Source organism: Klebsiella sp. R445 (assembly GCF_051131755.1).
Classification (GTDB): Bacteria; Pseudomonadota; Gammaproteobacteria; order Enterobacterales; family Enterobacteriaceae; genus Klebsiella; species Klebsiella lignicola.
This window is the reverse complement of record NZ_CP180446.1, coordinates 1,828,686-1,843,937: the sequence shown is the minus strand read 5'-3', so window position 1 is coordinate 1,843,937 and position 15,252 is coordinate 1,828,686. Positions and strand designations below refer to the sequence as shown.

General features: G+C 58.2%; 13 protein-coding genes. 6 read left to right on the top strand and 7 right to left on the bottom strand.

What is annotated here, in order from left to right:
* The first annotated feature begins 26 nt into the window (after positions 1 to 26).
* Genes ACMYSN_RS08580 through licT form a run of 3 tightly spaced genes read left to right on the top strand, consistent with a single transcriptional unit; the run spans position 27 to position 4,164 of the window.
* The gene (locus ACMYSN_RS08580; RefSeq protein WP_462497699.1) at positions 27 to 1,907 is read left to right on the top strand and encodes a PTS transporter subunit; all 1,881 of its coding nucleotides are present in this window, start codon (positions 27 to 29) and stop codon (positions 1,905 to 1,907) included.
* A complete protein-coding gene (locus ACMYSN_RS08575; protein ID WP_462497698.1) occupies positions 1,904 to 3,328 on the top strand; it encodes a glycoside hydrolase family 1 protein in 1,425 nt (474 codons plus the stop codon). Before ACMYSN_RS08580 ends, ACMYSN_RS08575 begins: the two co-directional genes overlap by 4 nt.
* Positions 3,325 to 4,164 carry a Bg1G family transcriptional antiterminator gene (gene licT / locus ACMYSN_RS08570; protein ID WP_462497697.1) on the top strand — a complete coding sequence of 280 codons (840 nt, stop codon included), beginning with the start codon at positions 3,325 to 3,327 and terminating at the stop codon, positions 4,162 to 4,164. The genes ACMYSN_RS08575 and licT overlap by 4 nt, the downstream gene beginning before the upstream one ends.
* 131 nt (positions 4,165 to 4,295) lie before the next feature.
* On the opposite strand, the gene ACMYSN_RS08565 is transcribed toward licT, so the two are convergent.
* The 5 genes from ACMYSN_RS08565 to ACMYSN_RS08545 form a co-directional block, all read right to left on the bottom strand.
* Positions 4,296 to 5,300 (bottom strand): LacI family DNA-binding transcriptional regulator, encoded by a 1,005-nt coding sequence (locus ACMYSN_RS08565; protein ID WP_462498229.1) that lies wholly within the window; start codon positions 5,298 to 5,300, stop codon positions 4,296 to 4,298.
* A gap of 30 nt (positions 5,301 to 5,330) precedes the next feature.
* A complete protein-coding gene (locus tag ACMYSN_RS08560) occupies positions 5,331 to 6,731 on the bottom strand; it encodes a sucrose-6-phosphate hydrolase (RefSeq protein ID WP_462497696.1) in 1,401 nt (466 codons plus the stop codon).
* Positions 6,731 to 8,101 (bottom strand): sucrose-specific PTS transporter subunit IIBC, encoded by a 1,371-nt coding sequence (locus ACMYSN_RS08555; RefSeq protein WP_123755813.1) that lies wholly within the window; start codon positions 8,099 to 8,101, stop codon positions 6,731 to 6,733. Before ACMYSN_RS08555 ends, ACMYSN_RS08560 begins: the two co-directional genes overlap by 1 nt.
* 126 nt (positions 8,102 to 8,227) lie before the next feature.
* On the bottom strand, positions 8,228 to 9,745 hold the full coding sequence (locus tag ACMYSN_RS08550; RefSeq protein WP_462497695.1) for a carbohydrate porin: 1,518 nt from the start codon (positions 9,743 to 9,745) through the stop codon (positions 8,228 to 8,230).
* Positions 9,746 to 9,911: 166 nt separating this feature from the next.
* Positions 9,912 to 10,835 (bottom strand): carbohydrate kinase family protein, encoded by a 924-nt coding sequence (locus tag ACMYSN_RS08545; protein WP_462497694.1) that lies wholly within the window; start codon positions 10,833 to 10,835, stop codon positions 9,912 to 9,914.
* A 256-nt stretch (positions 10,836 to 11,091) separates the two neighbouring features.
* Here ACMYSN_RS08545 and ACMYSN_RS08540 point away from each other — a divergent pair, with 256 nt between their 5' ends.
* The 3 genes from ACMYSN_RS08540 (at position 11,092) to ACMYSN_RS08530 (ending at position 13,319) form a co-directional block, all read left to right on the top strand.
* Complete coding sequence (locus tag ACMYSN_RS08540) at positions 11,092 to 11,733, top strand: helix-turn-helix domain-containing protein (protein ID WP_462497693.1); 642 nt, start codon at positions 11,092 to 11,094, stop codon at positions 11,731 to 11,733.
* 99 nt (positions 11,734 to 11,832) lie between these two features.
* On the top strand, positions 11,833 to 12,177 hold the full coding sequence (locus ACMYSN_RS08535; RefSeq protein ID WP_462497692.1) for a DUF3302 domain-containing protein: 345 nt from the start codon (positions 11,833 to 11,835) through the stop codon (positions 12,175 to 12,177).
* Positions 12,177 to 13,319, top strand: coding sequence for an HlyD family secretion protein (locus ACMYSN_RS08530; RefSeq protein ID WP_462497691.1), 1,143 nt, complete (start codon positions 12,177 to 12,179; stop codon positions 13,317 to 13,319). The genes ACMYSN_RS08535 and ACMYSN_RS08530 overlap by 1 nt, the downstream gene beginning before the upstream one ends.
* Before the next feature lie 46 nt (positions 13,320 to 13,365).
* Here the strand turns inward: ACMYSN_RS08530 and ACMYSN_RS08525 are convergent, their stop codons facing one another.
* Both ACMYSN_RS08525 and ACMYSN_RS08520 read right to left on the bottom strand, forming a co-directional pair.
* Complete coding sequence (locus ACMYSN_RS08525; protein WP_462497690.1) at positions 13,366 to 14,169, bottom strand: ABC transporter ATP-binding protein; 804 nt, start codon at positions 14,167 to 14,169, stop codon at positions 13,366 to 13,368.
* Positions 14,166 to 15,248, bottom strand: coding sequence for a FecCD family ABC transporter permease (locus ACMYSN_RS08520; protein ID WP_462497689.1), 1,083 nt, complete (start codon positions 15,246 to 15,248; stop codon positions 14,166 to 14,168). The genes ACMYSN_RS08525 and ACMYSN_RS08520 overlap by 4 nt, the downstream gene beginning before the upstream one ends.
* Between the last annotated feature and the right edge of the window lie 4 nt (positions 15,249 to 15,252).

Sequence of the window (15,252 nt, the reverse complement as noted above, 5' to 3'; positions counted from 1 at the left end):
TTTTTGCCCCAACACCAGGGAACACTATGAACTATAACGAAACAGCAGAAAAAATCCTCCACGCGGTGGGCGGTGCGGAAAATATCCGTATGCTCACCCACTGCGCAACCCGGCTGCGCATGGAGTTCAACGACCGCGCGCAGGTCAACGATGCGCAGATTGGTACAATTCCCGGCGTTATCAGCGTGGTGGAGAAGGGCGGCCAGTTCCAGATTGTCATCGGCAATGAAGTGCAGCAGGTGTACCGCCTGCTCAATAAAGCGCTGCCGGAGAAGAAAAACCCAGCAGGCGGCGATAAAAATGCCAAACCGGCCGGTATCGTCGCACGCATTATCAGCGTCATTTCCACCACCTTTACCCCGGTTATCCCGGCGATTACCGGCGCGGGGATGATCAAAGCGCTGCTGGCGATCCTCAAACTGACGGGAGCGATCAGCGAAGCCAGCTCGACCTATCAGCTGCTGAATATTATTGCCGACGCCGCCTTCTTCTTCCTGCCGGTGCTGCTGGCCTATGGGGCGTCGCTGAAGTTTGAATGCAACCCGATTCTGGCGATGACCCTCGCCGGCGTGCTGCTGCATCCGGGCATCGGCCAGATGCTGGCGGCCGGTAAAGCGGTCGATTTTGTCGGCATCAACGTACTGCTTTCCGATTACGCCGGGTCGGTGCTGCCGATCATCCTGACGGTGTGGCTGATGTCGTGGGTGGAGCGTTTTGCCGAAAAAGTGTCGCCTTCGATTATCAAGTTTTTCATTAAGCCGATGCTGATCCTGTTGATCACCGCGCCGCTGGCGCTGGTGGTGGTGGGGCCGGCGGGCATTTTGCTTAACGATCTGGTGGCCGCCGGAGCAGGCGCTATCGACCGCCACGCCAGCTGGTTAATCCCGATGCTGATGGGCACCCTGCAACCCTTCCTGATTATTACCGGCACCGCCTGGGCGATGACGCCGATTGCCACCGGGCAGCTCAGCAAAAATGGCTTCGAAATGATTAACGGCCCGGGGATGCTGGCGTCGAACGTGGCAATGGGCGCCGCGACGCTGTGTGTGGCGCTGAAAACCAAAAATAGCAACCTGCGCCAGCTGGCCTCGTCATCAGGCTTTACCGCGCTGCTGGGGATCACCGAACCGGCGCTGTACGGGGTGCTGCTCAAGTTCCGCCGCGTGATGATTGCCGCGATGATTGGCGGTGGCTGCGCCGGGATGTACGCGGGCTTTAGCGGGCTGGTGCGCTACGCCTTTGTCTCGCCTGGCCTGGCGGCGCTGCCGGCGTTTATCGGTGAAAACCCGATGAACATCGTCCATGCGCTGGTAACCTGCGCGATCTCCATTGTGGTGACCTTTACCCTGACCTGGTTTATCGCCTTTAAAGATGCGCCTGAGGAGCAAGATGCGGCTGAGCCAACGCCGCCGACTGTCGTCAGCCCCAAAAGCGATGGCGACAGCGAGGTGCTCAGCCCGCTGCGTGGTCAGGTCGTGCCGTTAAGCGAGGTGAATGATGACGTTTTTGCCAGCGGTTTGCTGGGGCAAGGGGTCGCGATTCGCCCGCAGGAGGGATGCCTGAAAGCGCCGTTTAACGCTAAGGTGATGATGTTCCTGCCGTCATGCCATGCGGTTGGTTTACAAAGCGAAAGTGGACTTGAACTACTGGTGCATATCGGGATTGATACCGTTAACCTCAATGGTCAACACTTCAGCTCCTCGCTGAAAGTTGGGGATGTGGTGGAAGCCGGGCAGGAGCTGATCCGCTTTGATATCGCCGCCATCGAGCGTGCCGGATACGATGTGATTACCCCGGTGGTGGTGGTCAATGGCGACGAACATTGCCAGCTCAGCATCACTGCCGCCGCACAGGTGAATTATGGCGAGTCGCTGATGGTGCAATCCGCGAAGGAGGCTCAGGCATGATCTATCAACAGCAGGCCCGATTCCCGGACGGTTTTTTGTGGGGAGCTTCGACATCGGCCTATCAGGTCGAGGGGGCGTGGAACGAAGACGGTAAGGGACCGTCAGTTGTCGATATGCTCAGCCACCCGCCGGGCACGGCGGACTTTCGTATCGCCAGCGACCACTACCATCGCGTGGAGGAGGATGTTGCTCTGATGGCGCAGATGGGGCTGAAGGCCTACCGCTTTTCGGTGGCCTGGTCGCGGGTGATCCCCGACGGCGACGGCCCGGTTAATCCCGCTGGGCTGGCGTTTTACCACCGTCTGATCGATGCGCTGGTCCGCCACCAGATCACGCCGATCGTCACGTTGTACCACTTTGATCTGCCGTGGGCGCTGGAGCTTAAAGGAGGCTGGATGCGCCGCGAGACCGGCGAAGCATTTGTCCGCTATGCCCGGCTGCTGTTCAACGAGTTTGCCGATAAAGTACCGCTGTGGCTGACGATCAACGAACAGAACACCATGATCCTCCACCCTGGGGCGATTGGCGTGCCAGCCGATCGGGCGCTGCCGGACAAAAAGGCGCTGTATCAGCATAACCACCATATGATGCTGGCCCAGGCGCAGATCTTTGCCCTGTGCCACCGTGAGTTTCCTGGGCTGCGCATCGGTCCGGCGATCAATACCACCTCGATGTACGCCGGTAGCTGTAAACCGGAAGATGCCATCGCCGCGCATAACTGGGAAACGCTGCGCTGCTGGAGCTTTCTCGATGTTGCGGTGCACGGGCGCTACAACGCCCTGGCGTGGGCCTATCTCGAGGATCGCGGCCTCGCGCCGGAAATGTTGCCGGAAGATGCTTTGATTTTACAGCAGGGGCGCCCTGATTTTATCGCCATCAACTACTACTCGACGGCTACTATCGTGGCCAGCCGGGGAGACGGCAATGATGTTGCGCCCCGCGCTGGCGATCAGCAAATTATGCTGGGGGAAACCGGGGTGTATCGTCCGGCGGAAAATCCGTGGGTCGATAAAACGCCATACGGCTGGGTGGTGGACCCGGTCGGCCTGCGCCTGACGCTGCGCAAAGTCTGTGAGCGCTACGGCCTGCCGATTCTGATCAGCGAAAACGGTATGGGGGCGCCGGATAAGCTGGAGCACGACGGGACGGTGAATGATGATTACCGTATCGCTTTCCTTGCGGCGCATATCGAGCAAATGCGTCTGGCGATTGCTGACGGCGTCGAGCTGATGGGCTACTGCCCGTGGGCGGCGATTGACGTGGTCAGTACGCACCAGGGCTATGCCAAGCGCTACGGGTTTATTTATGTCGACCGCGGCGAGGAGTCGCTGAAGAGCCTGCAAAGGATCCGCAAGCGCAGCTTCTGGTGGTATAAGGATGTCATCAGGCAAAACGGCAACCACCACGAGTCTCAACCATGATTGTTCAGAAGGTGCTCAATAACAGCCTTGTGCTCTCTGCCGACGACGATAACCGGGAGGTTATCGTCATGGGGAAAGGCATTGGCTTTAACAGCCGACCGGGAGATGAGATAGCGGCCGAGAAGATCGAGAAGCTGTTCGTGACCCAGACGCTGGGCACGCGCAGCGGTTATCTGGAGGCGCTGTCGGCGATCCCGGATGAGGTGATCGAAATGGCGGCGATGATTCTCTCCCGCGCCAATATGCAGCTGGCCAACAAGGTCCGCGAGCAGATTTTCTTTACTCTCGCCGACCATCTGACGTTTGCCATCGAGCGCAGCCGCAAAGGGATAGCCATTCAAAACCGCCTGCTGCCGGAAGTCCGGCGCTTTTACCCGCAGCAGTTCCGCGTCGCCAGCGAAGCGGTGACGATTATTCGCCAGCAGTACGCCATTGAACTGCCGGAAGAAGAAGCTGGCAATATCGCTTTTCATCTGGTCAACGGGCAGAGCGAGGGCGATGACGTGGCGCAGACCATGCAGTCGGTGAAAATGCTGAAGGATATTTTTAATCTCGTGCAGTACCACTTTAAGCAGGAGATAGACACCGAATCGATTAACTACTCGCGCTTTCTGGTCCATATGCAGTTCTTCCTGCAGCGTTTACAGGAGGGGGAACTGGACGGCGCGCGGGACAGTTTCCTGCTGGTGCAGGTGATTAAAGAGTACCCGGAAGCCTACCGCTGCGCGCTGCTGATCCGCGATTACGTCAAGGCCCAGCTCGATATGACCCTCGGCGGGAACGAGCTGCTGTGGCTCACCGTCCACCTGGTGCGGATCACCGGCCTTGATGCATGAATTTGTTCTATATCTCTTCTTCGACGGACGCCTATATCGATGCCGCGTCAGTTTAACGCGGCAAAGTCAATTATCTGCTAAAGAGTCATCTGACGTTTTTTCAATGCCATCACTCACATCGCGCGGGTAAATCAACGATGACGAATTTGCAGCGTCGCCGGCAGGTAGCGCTGTAGCGGCTCGGGCGTATTGCCCTCAATCAGCTGGCTTATCAGATCGTAGCAGTGCCAGGCCAACTGGCGGTTATCCTGCTGCACGGTATCGATACGCAGCGACAGCGAATCGTACAGATAGTGGTCGTCGAAGCTCGCCAGATGGATCCCGGAATCCAGTAAATGGTGCTGACTCATATAGCGCAGCACCCCTTCCAGCAGGCCGCAGGCCGCAGTGAACAGCGCCTTTGGCGGTCGTCCAAGACGCGCGCAGAGCGCGGCAAACATCTCGTAGCCGGAGCTCGGATGATAGTTGCCGTTAATCACCCACTCGGGGCGTAGCTCTACCCCGGCGTTCGCCAGCCCTTGGGTAAAACCGGCCAGACGATCGCGCGATGGCGACAGCCGCGGCTGTCCGCCGAGGAACCAGAACTCGTCGTGATGCTGCGGCGCAATGCGGGAAATCAGTTCCGCCGTCGGGCTGACGGAGTCGGTCATCACCAGCGGCAGCGTGCTCTCGCTGGGGCAGCGGTCGAACAGCACCACCGGCAGCTGCTCGCTGAGCTTGAGGTAATCGGCATCGTTGTGCATGCACGAGGCGACAATCAGTCCGTCAACCTGGCGGGCAATCATGTTGTTGACCACCATGCTCTCCTGAGCCGGATTTTCATCGGTGCAAGAGATTAGCAGCTGAACGCCGGCCTCGCGGCACAGCATTTCCAGTTCGTGGGAGAAGACGGCAAACCCGTAGTTGGTGATTTCAGGGACCACCAGGCCGATGGTATGGCTACGGTTATCCCGCAGCGAGCGGGCGTGAATACTGGGCTGGTAATGTTGTTCGCGGGCGATCGCCAGCACGCGGTCGCGGGTTTCCTGCGCCACGCGGAGCTCTTTACCGCGACCGTTCAGCACCAGGCTGGCGGTCGCCTTTGAGACACCCGCCAGCTCGGCGATATCTTTAATAGTAACGCGTTTGGTTTTCATCACGACAGCATGCGCCTGAAAGTAAAACGCTTATACTACCATGCATGACCTCAGCGACCAGTAGCAGAATGTCGCCGGCGTCGCACCGCTGAACACCACTTCCCCTGGATAGCGTGGGAAGAAGCGACTGCTCATCACCCCCGCACCGTCATTAATAAAGATTTCCACGCTTGAACGGTCGATGAAAATGCGCAGCGTCTGAATATCGCCGCGCCAGTAGCGATAGAGCATCTCGTCGCTGACGAGGCTGCGTCGCGCGAGACTAATGCCGTGGGCATCGCGTTCCAGCGTTAACGCGCCGCCGAAATCGATGCTGAACGCCGCGTCGCCGGCGGTTGCCAGTTCGATTTCCATCGGTCCCAGCGGCAGAGGCTGCGGCTGCCAGCCGTGGGCCTCACCGCGTAGGGCGGTCAGTTCGCGCAGCGGGCGTTGATACAGCGTGCTGTTGTGCCACTCCAGCTCGCGCAGGCAGGTCATCTGATGGATCCAGCCGTTGGTCAGCGTTGGCTGGTGCATCTCTTCGCCATCCGGTACCCCCATCCAGCCGACCAGTACCCGACGGCCATCGGGGGTCTGCATGGTTTGCGGGGCATAAAATTCGAATCCGGCATCCAGCTCGTGCAGTTTACCGTGGCTGAAGCGGGCGCTGGCATAATCGAAATCGCCGGCCATCCACACCGCCGGGTAGCTATTGAGAAAACGCTCCGCCTCGCGGGTGACGCCCTGCGGGCAGCAAATCAGGATCTGCTGGTCGCCGAGGGGAAACAGGTCCGGGCATTCCCACATATAGCCCGCGTCGGTGAGATGGTTGATCCCGTAGCCCGCGATTTCGCCTTCGTGAGTCCACTGGTGCAGGTCGGGGGAGCTGAACAGCAGCACTTTGCCGTGCTTTTGCCGATCCTGAGCGCCCAGCACCATGTACCAGCGGCCCTCGTGCTGCCACACTTTCGGGTCGCGCACGTGCCCGGTGTAGCCCTCCGGCAGCGGCAGCACCGGGCCAAGTTTGCTGAAGGTGCCGTCGGCATTTTCCGTCGCCAGGCACTGCCAGGCGGTCCGGCTGCCGTCGCTGAATTTAACGTTGCCGGTGTAGCACAGGGTCAGCGTCCCGTTGTTATCCACCGCGCTGCCGGAGTAGCAGCCGTTACGGTCATACTCTTCGTCGGGCATCAGGGCGATAGGTTCATGTTGCCACTGCAGCAGGTCGGTGGAGCTCCAGTGCGCCCAACACTTAAAGGTGTGATCGCAGGCGAGCGGGTTCCACTGATAAAACAGGTGGTAGCGACCGTTGAAGGTCACAAAACCGTTGGGATCGTTCATCAGCCCGGTCACCGGCGCATGGTGCCAGCGAGGATAGTGCTCGTCGGCCAGCGCACGCGGCTGGCCTTGCATAACGGCCTGCAAAATCGCAGGCAGCCGTGAGGGAAGTGACATTATTCAGCGTCCGTTTTGTATTTCAGCAGCAGAGAGACGGTAAAGGCAACGCCGAAGGCGATAACCATCCCAATAATGTAGTTCAGCAGCGAACTGGCCTGCACGATCGCCATGCCGGGGATCGCCGTCAGGCCCACCGCCGTCATATAGACATGCATGGATACCACCCAGGCACCGCCCGCCGCGCCGCCGATTAACGCGGCGATAAACGGCTTCACAAAGCGCAGGTTAATCCCGAAAATCGCCGCCTCGGTGATCCCCAGCATCGCCGAAAATGCCGACGGCAGGGTAATGGCTTTGATTTTGGCATCTTTGGTTTTAAACCACACCGCCAGGCAGGCGCCACCCTGAGCGACGTTAGCCATGGCCCAAATCGGCAGCAGGAAGTTCACGCCGATGGCGGGATTGCCCAGCAGCCCGGCCTCGATGGCGTGGAAGCTGTGGTGGATCCCGGTAATCACGATAACCGAATAGAGGCCGCCAAACAGCAGCCCAGCCAGCCAGCCGGCATGGGTAATCAGCGTGCTGAGAATAAATGAAATGCCGTCACCCAGCGCGCGTCCGGCCGGGCCGATAATCAGCAGGGCGATAAAGCCTGAAATGATCACCGTCAGGAACGGCGTGAGGATGAGATCCAGCGCGTCAGGGATCACCCGGCGCAGTTGCTTCTCGACGATGCTCATAAACCACACCGCCAGCAGCACCGGGAATACCGTCCCTTGGTAGCCGATCATCGCCACTTCCAGACCAAAAAAGTTCATGCTGTGGAAACCCGCCGCGACGCCCCAGGCGTTGGTCAGCGCCGGGTGGGTCAGAATGCCGCCGAGCGTCGCCCCCAGATAGGGGTTACCGCCAAACTCCCGGGCGGCGGTAAAGCCAATCAATATCGGCAGAATAATAAACGCCGCCGAGCTGCACATATCGAGAATAATGTAGATTGCGTTGCTCGGGTCGACCCAGCCGTAGGTTTTGACCATCCCCAGCAGGCCCATCAGCAGGCCGGAGGCGACGATCGCCGGAATGATCGGCACGAAGATATTCGACAGCAGGCGGGCGATGCGCTGGAACGGATTCAGTTTTTTCGCTGCCATGTCGGCGGCTTCCGATTTGCTGGATTCGCCAACCCCTGCCACCTGGATAAAGGCGGCGTAGACTTTATTCACCACCCCGGTGCCGAAAATAATCTGCATCTGTCCGGCGTTACGAAAACAGCCTTTTACCCCTTCGATTTTACCGATGGCCTGCTGATCGGCGAGCGAGTCATCGACCAGCACCAGACGCAGGCGCGTGGCGCAGTGCGCGGCGCTGGCGATGTTTTCCTTACCTCCCAACAGGGGAAGCAGCGAGCGGGAAATGTGTTCAAAATCCATAGTACCCTCTGAATGTATTAGCTATTGTTTCCGTATTCACGGGGGCGCAGTGTCTGCGTCATTATTGTTCCGGGGCGGCGCATGGTGCTCGCTGCCCCGGGTTGCTCTGGTGTCAGGCGTGGTTTATCAGAACCAGGTTTCCATCTGCATACCGAACGACCATTCGCCGCCGGATTTAAAGCCGCTGCTGCCCAGCGAGTCGTCGCTGGCGTAATTATCCAGTTTTTTGCTCCAGTCCATCCACGAGGTGTAGAAACGGATCTCCGGGCGGGTGAAGAAGTCACCGATGTTACCGACCTTGAAGGTCGGGGCGAAGGTGAGTTTATAGAAGCTGCCGTTCACCGCATTGCGATCGTTATAGCCTTCTGGTTTGAGATCCATGTACTGATAGGTGCCTTCGTAAGCGAGGGCGAAGTTCGGGTTGATCTCCTGAATCAGGCGCATGTTGACGGTGGCCCACTGGTAGCTATCGCCGTCGACGTAGCGGTCCTTACTGCTCTGGGCGAGGATTGCCGGAGCGATAGCCCAGTTTTTGCTGAGCGGCGTGGTGCCGTAGCTGGCGAAGCGCCAGGTATTGGCTCCCGGACGCAGGGCACCGTCGGAACCGATGCTTTTGACCTCAGCCCCCAGCCCATGCCCGTAGAGCAGGGCGGTTTTGCTGGTCCCGTCACGCAGGCCGTAGAAACTGTCGTTGTGCAAACCGAGCACCGCATGCACCCCGGTATTTGCTGCGTCCCCTTTCACCAGATTGCCGTTGGTATCTTTACGATCGTCATTGTCTTTCGCCCGCAAGCCGCTGACCATCATCTGCACCGGCCCGGCAAAGTTGTTCATGGTGACGATGTAGTTCTGGACGCTGTTACTGGCCTCATCGATATCGCCGAAATTGCGCCCGTACAGAGAGAGGTTGCTGCGCAGGATGTCGTTCCACTTCACGTCATAAATCCCGCCGCCGGTCCCGGCGAGGAAGACCACGTCGGAATCGATCCAGTGAATATCGAAGTTGTCGCGGTCGAAGCGTTTCCCGGCCCACAGGGTGGATCCTTTGAACGGGCCTTCGAAGGTGGGCAGGTTGCCGAGTTCGACAAACGCTTGACGAACGTTGAGATCGCTGGTGCTGGCGGTCCAGTCGTTGTAGGTAGTTTGTCCGTCGGCCACCATCACTTTGAAGCGGGTCGTCGCGCCGCTCTCCAGAGTCTGTTTATGCTCGAGATTCATTTCAACGTAGGTGTCGGCCTGGTTGCCCAGACGGCCGATGGCCCCGCCGGTTTCCCCAGCTGGCGTCATGTAGGCCCCGGACTGGGTGCTGGCGCCGGAGTCGTTCATGATCACCCCGGAACGGGCATAGCCATGGAACTCAAAGCCGCTGGTCTCGGCAGATTTTTTCTCCAGCTTCGCGGTGCGCTGCGCGACCTCCTGGGTGGTGTCCTGGGTTTGTTGTTGTTGCGTGGTTAACTGCTGGACTTTTTTCTCTGCCGACTCGGCGCGGTTTTCCGCCGTTTGAGCGCGGTTTTCTGCATCCTGCAACCGTTTTTCCAGCGCGATTAAACGCGCTTCGATGCTGCTGAGATCGGTCTGCGCATGGGCTGAGCCGGCGCCGGTTAGCAAAGCGATAAGAACTGCGAGTGTGCTTTTTCTGAACATTCTGGTCGCATCCCAAAAGTGAAAATGAAGATTGTATGTTTTTGCTAAACCGGTTTAGGCGCTATGTTAAACGCGATAATTGCGCGCTGTGAACATAATTTGCTAAACCGGTTTAATAATTGTGATGGATGCAACAAAGTGGGCCGCGATGGGCGGCCCGGAGGGATCAAAACTGGCGCTGAAGATCGTGCTGATAAGGCAGGGCGGTCATCGCCCCTTTGGCGGTGGTGGCGAGCGCCCCGCAGGTCTGCGCGAGGGCGATGGTGGGTTCCAGCGCCTCAAGCGTCTGTGGCATCCCATGGGCGGCAAGGCTGGCGAGCAGCCCGGCGACAAACGCATCTCCTGCTCCGGTGGTATCGACGCTGACCACCGGCTTAGCGCTGAAGTGCACCAGCTTCTGCTGGAACACCGCCAGCACGCCGGCTTTTCCCTGGGTGACCAGTAGCAAATCGGGCTGATAGCGCTGGCTCAGAATCTCGACGCCCTGGGCTAAATCAGGGCTGCCGCTGATCAATTCCAGCTCCTCTTCGGAAAGCTTCACCACATTCGCCAGGCTTAGGGCGCGGTCGAGACAGGTGTGCAGCTGTGCCGGGTCCTGCCACAGGTCCGGGCGGATATTGGGGTCAAAACTGACCCGTCCGCCGGCCTGTTTGATCTGCGCCATCGCCGCGAAGGTGGTGCTGCGGCTGGGTTCGGCGCTGAGGGCGATAGAGCAGACGTGCAGCCACTCGTTGGCGGCAAAGGTCGGCAGGTCGTCGGGCTGCAGGAACAGGTCGGCGCTGGGGCGGACCATAAAGGTGAAGCTTCGCTCGCCGCGGGGGTCAAGCTCGACCACCACGGTGGAGGTACGGTGGTGCTCGTCGAGCCGCATATGGCTGACGTTGACCTGCTCCTGTTGCAGAGTCTGACGCATAAAGCGGCCAAAAGGGTCGTTGCCAACGCGACCGATAAACCCGCTGTGACCACCGAGTCGGGCGATCCCGACCGCCACGTTAGCCGGTGCGCCGCCGGGACATTGCAGCAGGCGACCTTCCGATTCCGGCAGCAGATCCACCACGGCGTCGCCCAGTACCCATACGTTCGTTTTCATGTTTATTCCACCTTCCTGCTAAACTTAATTAAAACGGTTTAGCTAATTAAAGCATAGCCCGCCAGCGATCGGAATGCCGGGGCTGATAAAGTGCGAGGCAGGACAAGAAACGAGCCTCTGGAGGCGATAAAACAAGACGATAGCGGCAGAACTCCAGCTGTGGACTTTTACTGCCTGAGGTTCTTCTGTATATTTTCTACAGCAATGATTTGCCCGCTGCCGGTTGGTAAAGTGGTAAAGGAGAGCGCACGAAAAGATGACGAGTCGTTTTGGCAATATCCACTCTTTTTACCAGACGCTGGAACTCACGACCCACTTGCCTGAGGTTATCGCCTGTGGTGAATATGTGGAGCTGGCCGCTGGTGAGCGTTTCCAGCCTGCTGAGGGGTTTATCTACTTTGTGCTGGAAGGGCAAGTGACCCTCGCCGTTGACGATGAGCAAAACCTGCTGGGGATTGTTTTCGAAAATATGCCGCTGGGGTTGCTGGAGTGCTATTGCCCTGCGGTCACATTAGTCTATCAGTGCCTGGAAAAATGTCGTTTTACTCAAGTGACGGTCAGCGACTTTGAACGTATTTTTTTCCACTCGTCGCCGCAGTATATGAAAGAGCTGGTCTCAATTCTGGTTTATATGGGCGTCTTCGCGCTGGATGCCAGCAATGAAAGAGGCAATCTGTCTGGGTTTCAGACCATCAAATCGATGTTGTCACGCTATTTGTACCGCAGCGAAATTGATACCGGAAAGCGCGAAAGCTTGTCCGCGTTTATTATTAAACGAACGAACCTTTCACGTAGCTATGTCTATCAGGTGCTAGCGGCGTTGAAAACCGGGGGATATATTACGGTGAAAAAAGGGCAGCTTATTTCCATTGACCGAAAAATTCCTGACAAATTCTGATTAATAACTGAGTCGGAAATAACAATTAATTATTTCCTGGTATCACTACGCCTTAATTCAGTTTTCCATTTATGTTTGAATTTTCTCTGGAGTTATTCTATGACCCTGGATTATGTAGCATTGGCTATCCTGGTTGCGGTAGTCCTGATCCTGTTTTACGGGGTAATTGTTATTCACGATATCCCTTATGAAATTGCGAAAAAAAGAAACCATCCGCATCAAGATGCGATCCATTACGCCGGGTGGGTGAGCTTATTCACTTTGCACGTGCTGTGGCCGCTGCTGTGGATTTGGGCCACACTGTGGCGCGATGACCGGGGCTGGGGCATGAAAAGAATCGCAGATAACCAGGACGATCTGCATCAGCGTTTAGAAACGGTACTGGCCCGTCTTGACGGGGTACAGCAGGAATTAACGCTGCTGAAAGAGAAGGAGGCAAAATAATGGAAACGTTAATGCTCCTGACCTATGCCGCGCTGTGTATTGCGATATTTAAAATATTCCACATTCCGTTAAATAAATGGACGGTGCCGACCGCGGTATTGGGCGGCGTGATACTGATTGGCGGCGTAATTTTTGGCATGAACTATAACGCGCCGTTTACCGAAGTGGGGAATCAGGTTTTTCGTACCGTCCCGATTGTTTCGCAGGTGCGCGGTCGCGTATTAACGGTGCCGGTGAAGCCTAATCAGATGCTGCATAAAGATGACATCCTGTTTACCATCGACCCGACGCCGTATCAGTCGAAGGTCGATGATCTTGAAGCGCAGGTTAAACAGGCCAGCCAGAACGCCCTGTCGCTGAATTCTGCACTGAACAGCGCGCAGGCCAACCTGAATAAAGCGGTGGCCGAACGGGACCAGGCGCAGCGCGAATATGCGCGTTATCAGCAAGGGCACAACAAAGGCGCCTTTTCCGATCAGATGGTGGATACCCGTCTTCAGACCTGGAAAGCCGATGAAGCCAGCGTTAAAGCCGCACAGGCTGAAGTGGTGCGGGCGAAGAACGATTTGAACTCGGTAGTGAAGGGCGAAAATACTACCGTTGCCTCGCTGCTGGCGCAGTTGCGCAAGGCCCAGTTTAAACTCGACAACACCGTGGTGCGCGCACCTTCTGACGGCTATGTCAGCACCGTTGGCCTGCGTCCTGGCACCATGTCGACCGCGCTGGGGTTGGCGCCGGTGATGACGTTTGTACCGATGGTGGCACCTGCAGACCGGCTGTACGTTGCCGCCTTCCGTCAGAACTCGCTGCAGCGTCTGGAAAAAGGCGAAACGGCTGAGTTAATGTTCCCGGCGATCCCAGGGACAGTCTTCCAGGGCGAAGTGGATGCTGTGCTGCCGGCAATCGGTGAAAGCCAGTTCCAGGGGCAGGGGAAACTGCTGACGAGCGCGGCGCTAAACACTCAGGGGCGTGCGTTGGTGGTGATGAAAGTCACCGACGATCGCTTCAAAAACTACAAGCTACCGCAAGGGGCGACGGTTGAAGCGGCGGTCTACTCTGACCATATGAAAGAACTGCTGCTGATCAGAAAGATCCTGATCCGTATGAAGAGCTGGGAAAACTATCTCTATCTCGACCATTAATCGGTAGATGACGAACGGCCCGGGCGGCAAAACCCGGACCGTTTGCTTATCCCGCCGGGGTTGCCAGACCGTCAATAATCACCTGCATGATCCCCTGCGAACAGGGTTCCACGCGGCCGCGAACGCCGTACACCGCCGCTAAAATCTCCGGCGTAATCACCTGCGACGGTGGGCCGTCGGCCAGCAGTCGACCCTCTTTTAACATTACCACATGATCGGCATGCCGCAGGGCAATATTAATATCGTGCACCACCACCAGGGTGGTGATATGCCGACGGCGGGTCTCCTTGCGTACCAGGTCCATCACATGAAACTGGTAATTTAAATCCAATGCGCTCAGGGGCTCATCGAGCAGCAGTAACGCCGGCTGGCGGATCAGCGACTGCGCCAGGCCGACGAGCTGTTTTTGCCCGCCGGAAAGCTGATCGAGATAGCTGAGCGCCAGGTGCTCAATGCCCAGCAGGTGCAGCAGGGACATCACTTCTGCCGGGTTATCCGCTTGTCGAAGGCCGCCGGCCGCACGCTGGGCGACGATAATCGACTCCAGTACATGCAGATGTACCCCGGCCGGCAGGGTTTGCGGCAGATAGACCACTTTTTCCGCTCGCCGGGTGAACGGCAGCGTCAGCAGGTTTTCCCCCGCCAGCGACAGGTCTCCCGTGGAGGGGCCTAGACCCGCAATGGCCCGCATCAGGGTCGATTTACCGCTACCGTTAGGGCCGAGCAGGGCAGTGATTTTGCCGCGCGGCAGGTGGGGAACCGTGAGGTCACGTATCACCTGGCGTTTTGGATAACCGGCGTTGAAATGGCCGATAGTTAGTCCGGTTGGTTCTGGAGCGTGCTGGCTCATACGTTCCCCCGATGGCGCAAAATAATGCTCAGGAAGAAGGGGACGCCGACCAGCGAGGTTACGATGCCGACCGGAATAATAGCGCCGGGGAGCAGATTTTTTGAGGCCACCGACGCCAACGAGAGCACCAGCGCCCCGATGCAGGCGCTGGCGGGGAGATAAAACCGATGGTCCTCGCCAAACATCAGACGCGCGATATGCGGGGCCACCAGCCCGATAAAGCCAATCGGCCCGACGAAGGCCACCGACAGCGCCGACAGAATACTGATGCGCAGCAGCGTGGTCAGCCGCAGGCGACGGACGTGAATACCAAAGCTGATGGCCCGGTCTTCACCGAGGCGCAGCGCGGTCAGTTTCCAGGCGTTGAGCATCGACAGGGGCATCACCACCGCCAGCACCGCCAGCAAAATCCCGACCTTTTGCCACGAGGCGCGATCGATGCTGCCCATGGTCCAGAACACCAGGCCCTGGAGGGTATCTTCATTGGCGACAAACTGCAGCATCGATACCAGCGCATTGAAGGTAAAGACCAGCGCGATACCAAACAGAATCACACCCGAGGTAGCGACCTGGGTCCAGCGGGTGATGCCATCCAGCAGCAGCGCCGCCAGCAGGGCAAAGATAAAGGCGTTGGCCGAAACAAACCACTGGGCGGGGATGCCGGGAATGCCGATCCCCAGCACGATAGCCAGCGCCGCGCCAAATGCCGCCGCCGAGGAGACCCCGAGGGTGAAAGGGCTGGCGAGGGGATTATTGAGGATGGTCTGCATCTCGGCCCCCGCCAGCCCCAGCGCGAGGCCAACCACCACCGCCATCAGCGCGTATGGCAGGCGGATATCCCAGACAATCACCTGGGTTCCGGCGCCGGTGCTGCCGGGAGCGGTCAGGGTTTGCCACAGGGTATGCAGCGATATGCCGGACGGCCCGAGGACGAAATCGAGCAACAGGGAAGCGACAATCAACAGCAGCAGCACCAGCATCAGGCCGAAGCGGCGGCGCAGGATACGGCGATAGTGCGTCATGACGTCATCCGCATCGGTGGTCGCCGTGCGGATGCCGGGTTCGGTGGTTGAACTCATGCGG

What these genes read in the sequence shown, in the direction of transcription:
- ACMYSN_RS08580 (WP_462497699.1), top strand. Translation starts at nt 27, where the DNA reads ATGAACTATAACGAAACAGCAGAAAAAATCCTCCACGCGGTGGGCGGT.
- ACMYSN_RS08575 (WP_462497698.1), top strand. Translation starts at nt 1,904, where the DNA reads ATGATCTATCAACAGCAGGCCCGATTCCCGGACGGTTTTTTGTGGGGA.
- licT (WP_462497697.1), top strand. Translation starts at nt 3,325, where the DNA reads ATGATTGTTCAGAAGGTGCTCAATAACAGCCTTGTGCTCTCTGCCGAC.
- ACMYSN_RS08565 (WP_462498229.1), bottom strand. Translation starts at nt 5,300, where the DNA reads ATGAAAACCAAACGCGTTACTATTAAAGATATCGCCGAGCTGGCGGGT.
- ACMYSN_RS08560 (WP_462497696.1), bottom strand. Translation starts at nt 6,731, where the DNA reads ATGTCACTTCCCTCACGGCTGCCTGCGATTTTGCAGGCCGTTATGCAA.
- ACMYSN_RS08555 (WP_123755813.1), bottom strand. Translation starts at nt 8,101, where the DNA reads ATGGATTTTGAACACATTTCCCGCTCGCTGCTTCCCCTGTTGGGAGGT.
- ACMYSN_RS08550 (WP_462497695.1), bottom strand. Translation starts at nt 9,745, where the DNA reads ATGTTCAGAAAAAGCACACTCGCAGTTCTTATCGCTTTGCTAACCGGC.
- ACMYSN_RS08545 (WP_462497694.1), bottom strand. Translation starts at nt 10,835, where the DNA reads ATGAAAACGAACGTATGGGTACTGGGCGACGCCGTGGTGGATCTGCTG.
- ACMYSN_RS08540 (WP_462497693.1), top strand. Translation starts at nt 11,092, where the DNA reads ATGACGAGTCGTTTTGGCAATATCCACTCTTTTTACCAGACGCTGGAA.
- ACMYSN_RS08535 (WP_462497692.1), top strand. Translation starts at nt 11,833, where the DNA reads ATGACCCTGGATTATGTAGCATTGGCTATCCTGGTTGCGGTAGTCCTG.
- ACMYSN_RS08530 (WP_462497691.1), top strand. Translation starts at nt 12,177, where the DNA reads ATGGAAACGTTAATGCTCCTGACCTATGCCGCGCTGTGTATTGCGATA.
- ACMYSN_RS08525 (WP_462497690.1), bottom strand. Translation starts at nt 14,169, where the DNA reads ATGAGCCAGCACGCTCCAGAACCAACCGGACTAACTATCGGCCATTTC.
- ACMYSN_RS08520 (WP_462497689.1), bottom strand. Translation starts at nt 15,248, where the DNA reads ATGAGTTCAACCACCGAACCCGGCATCCGCACGGCGACCACCGATGCG.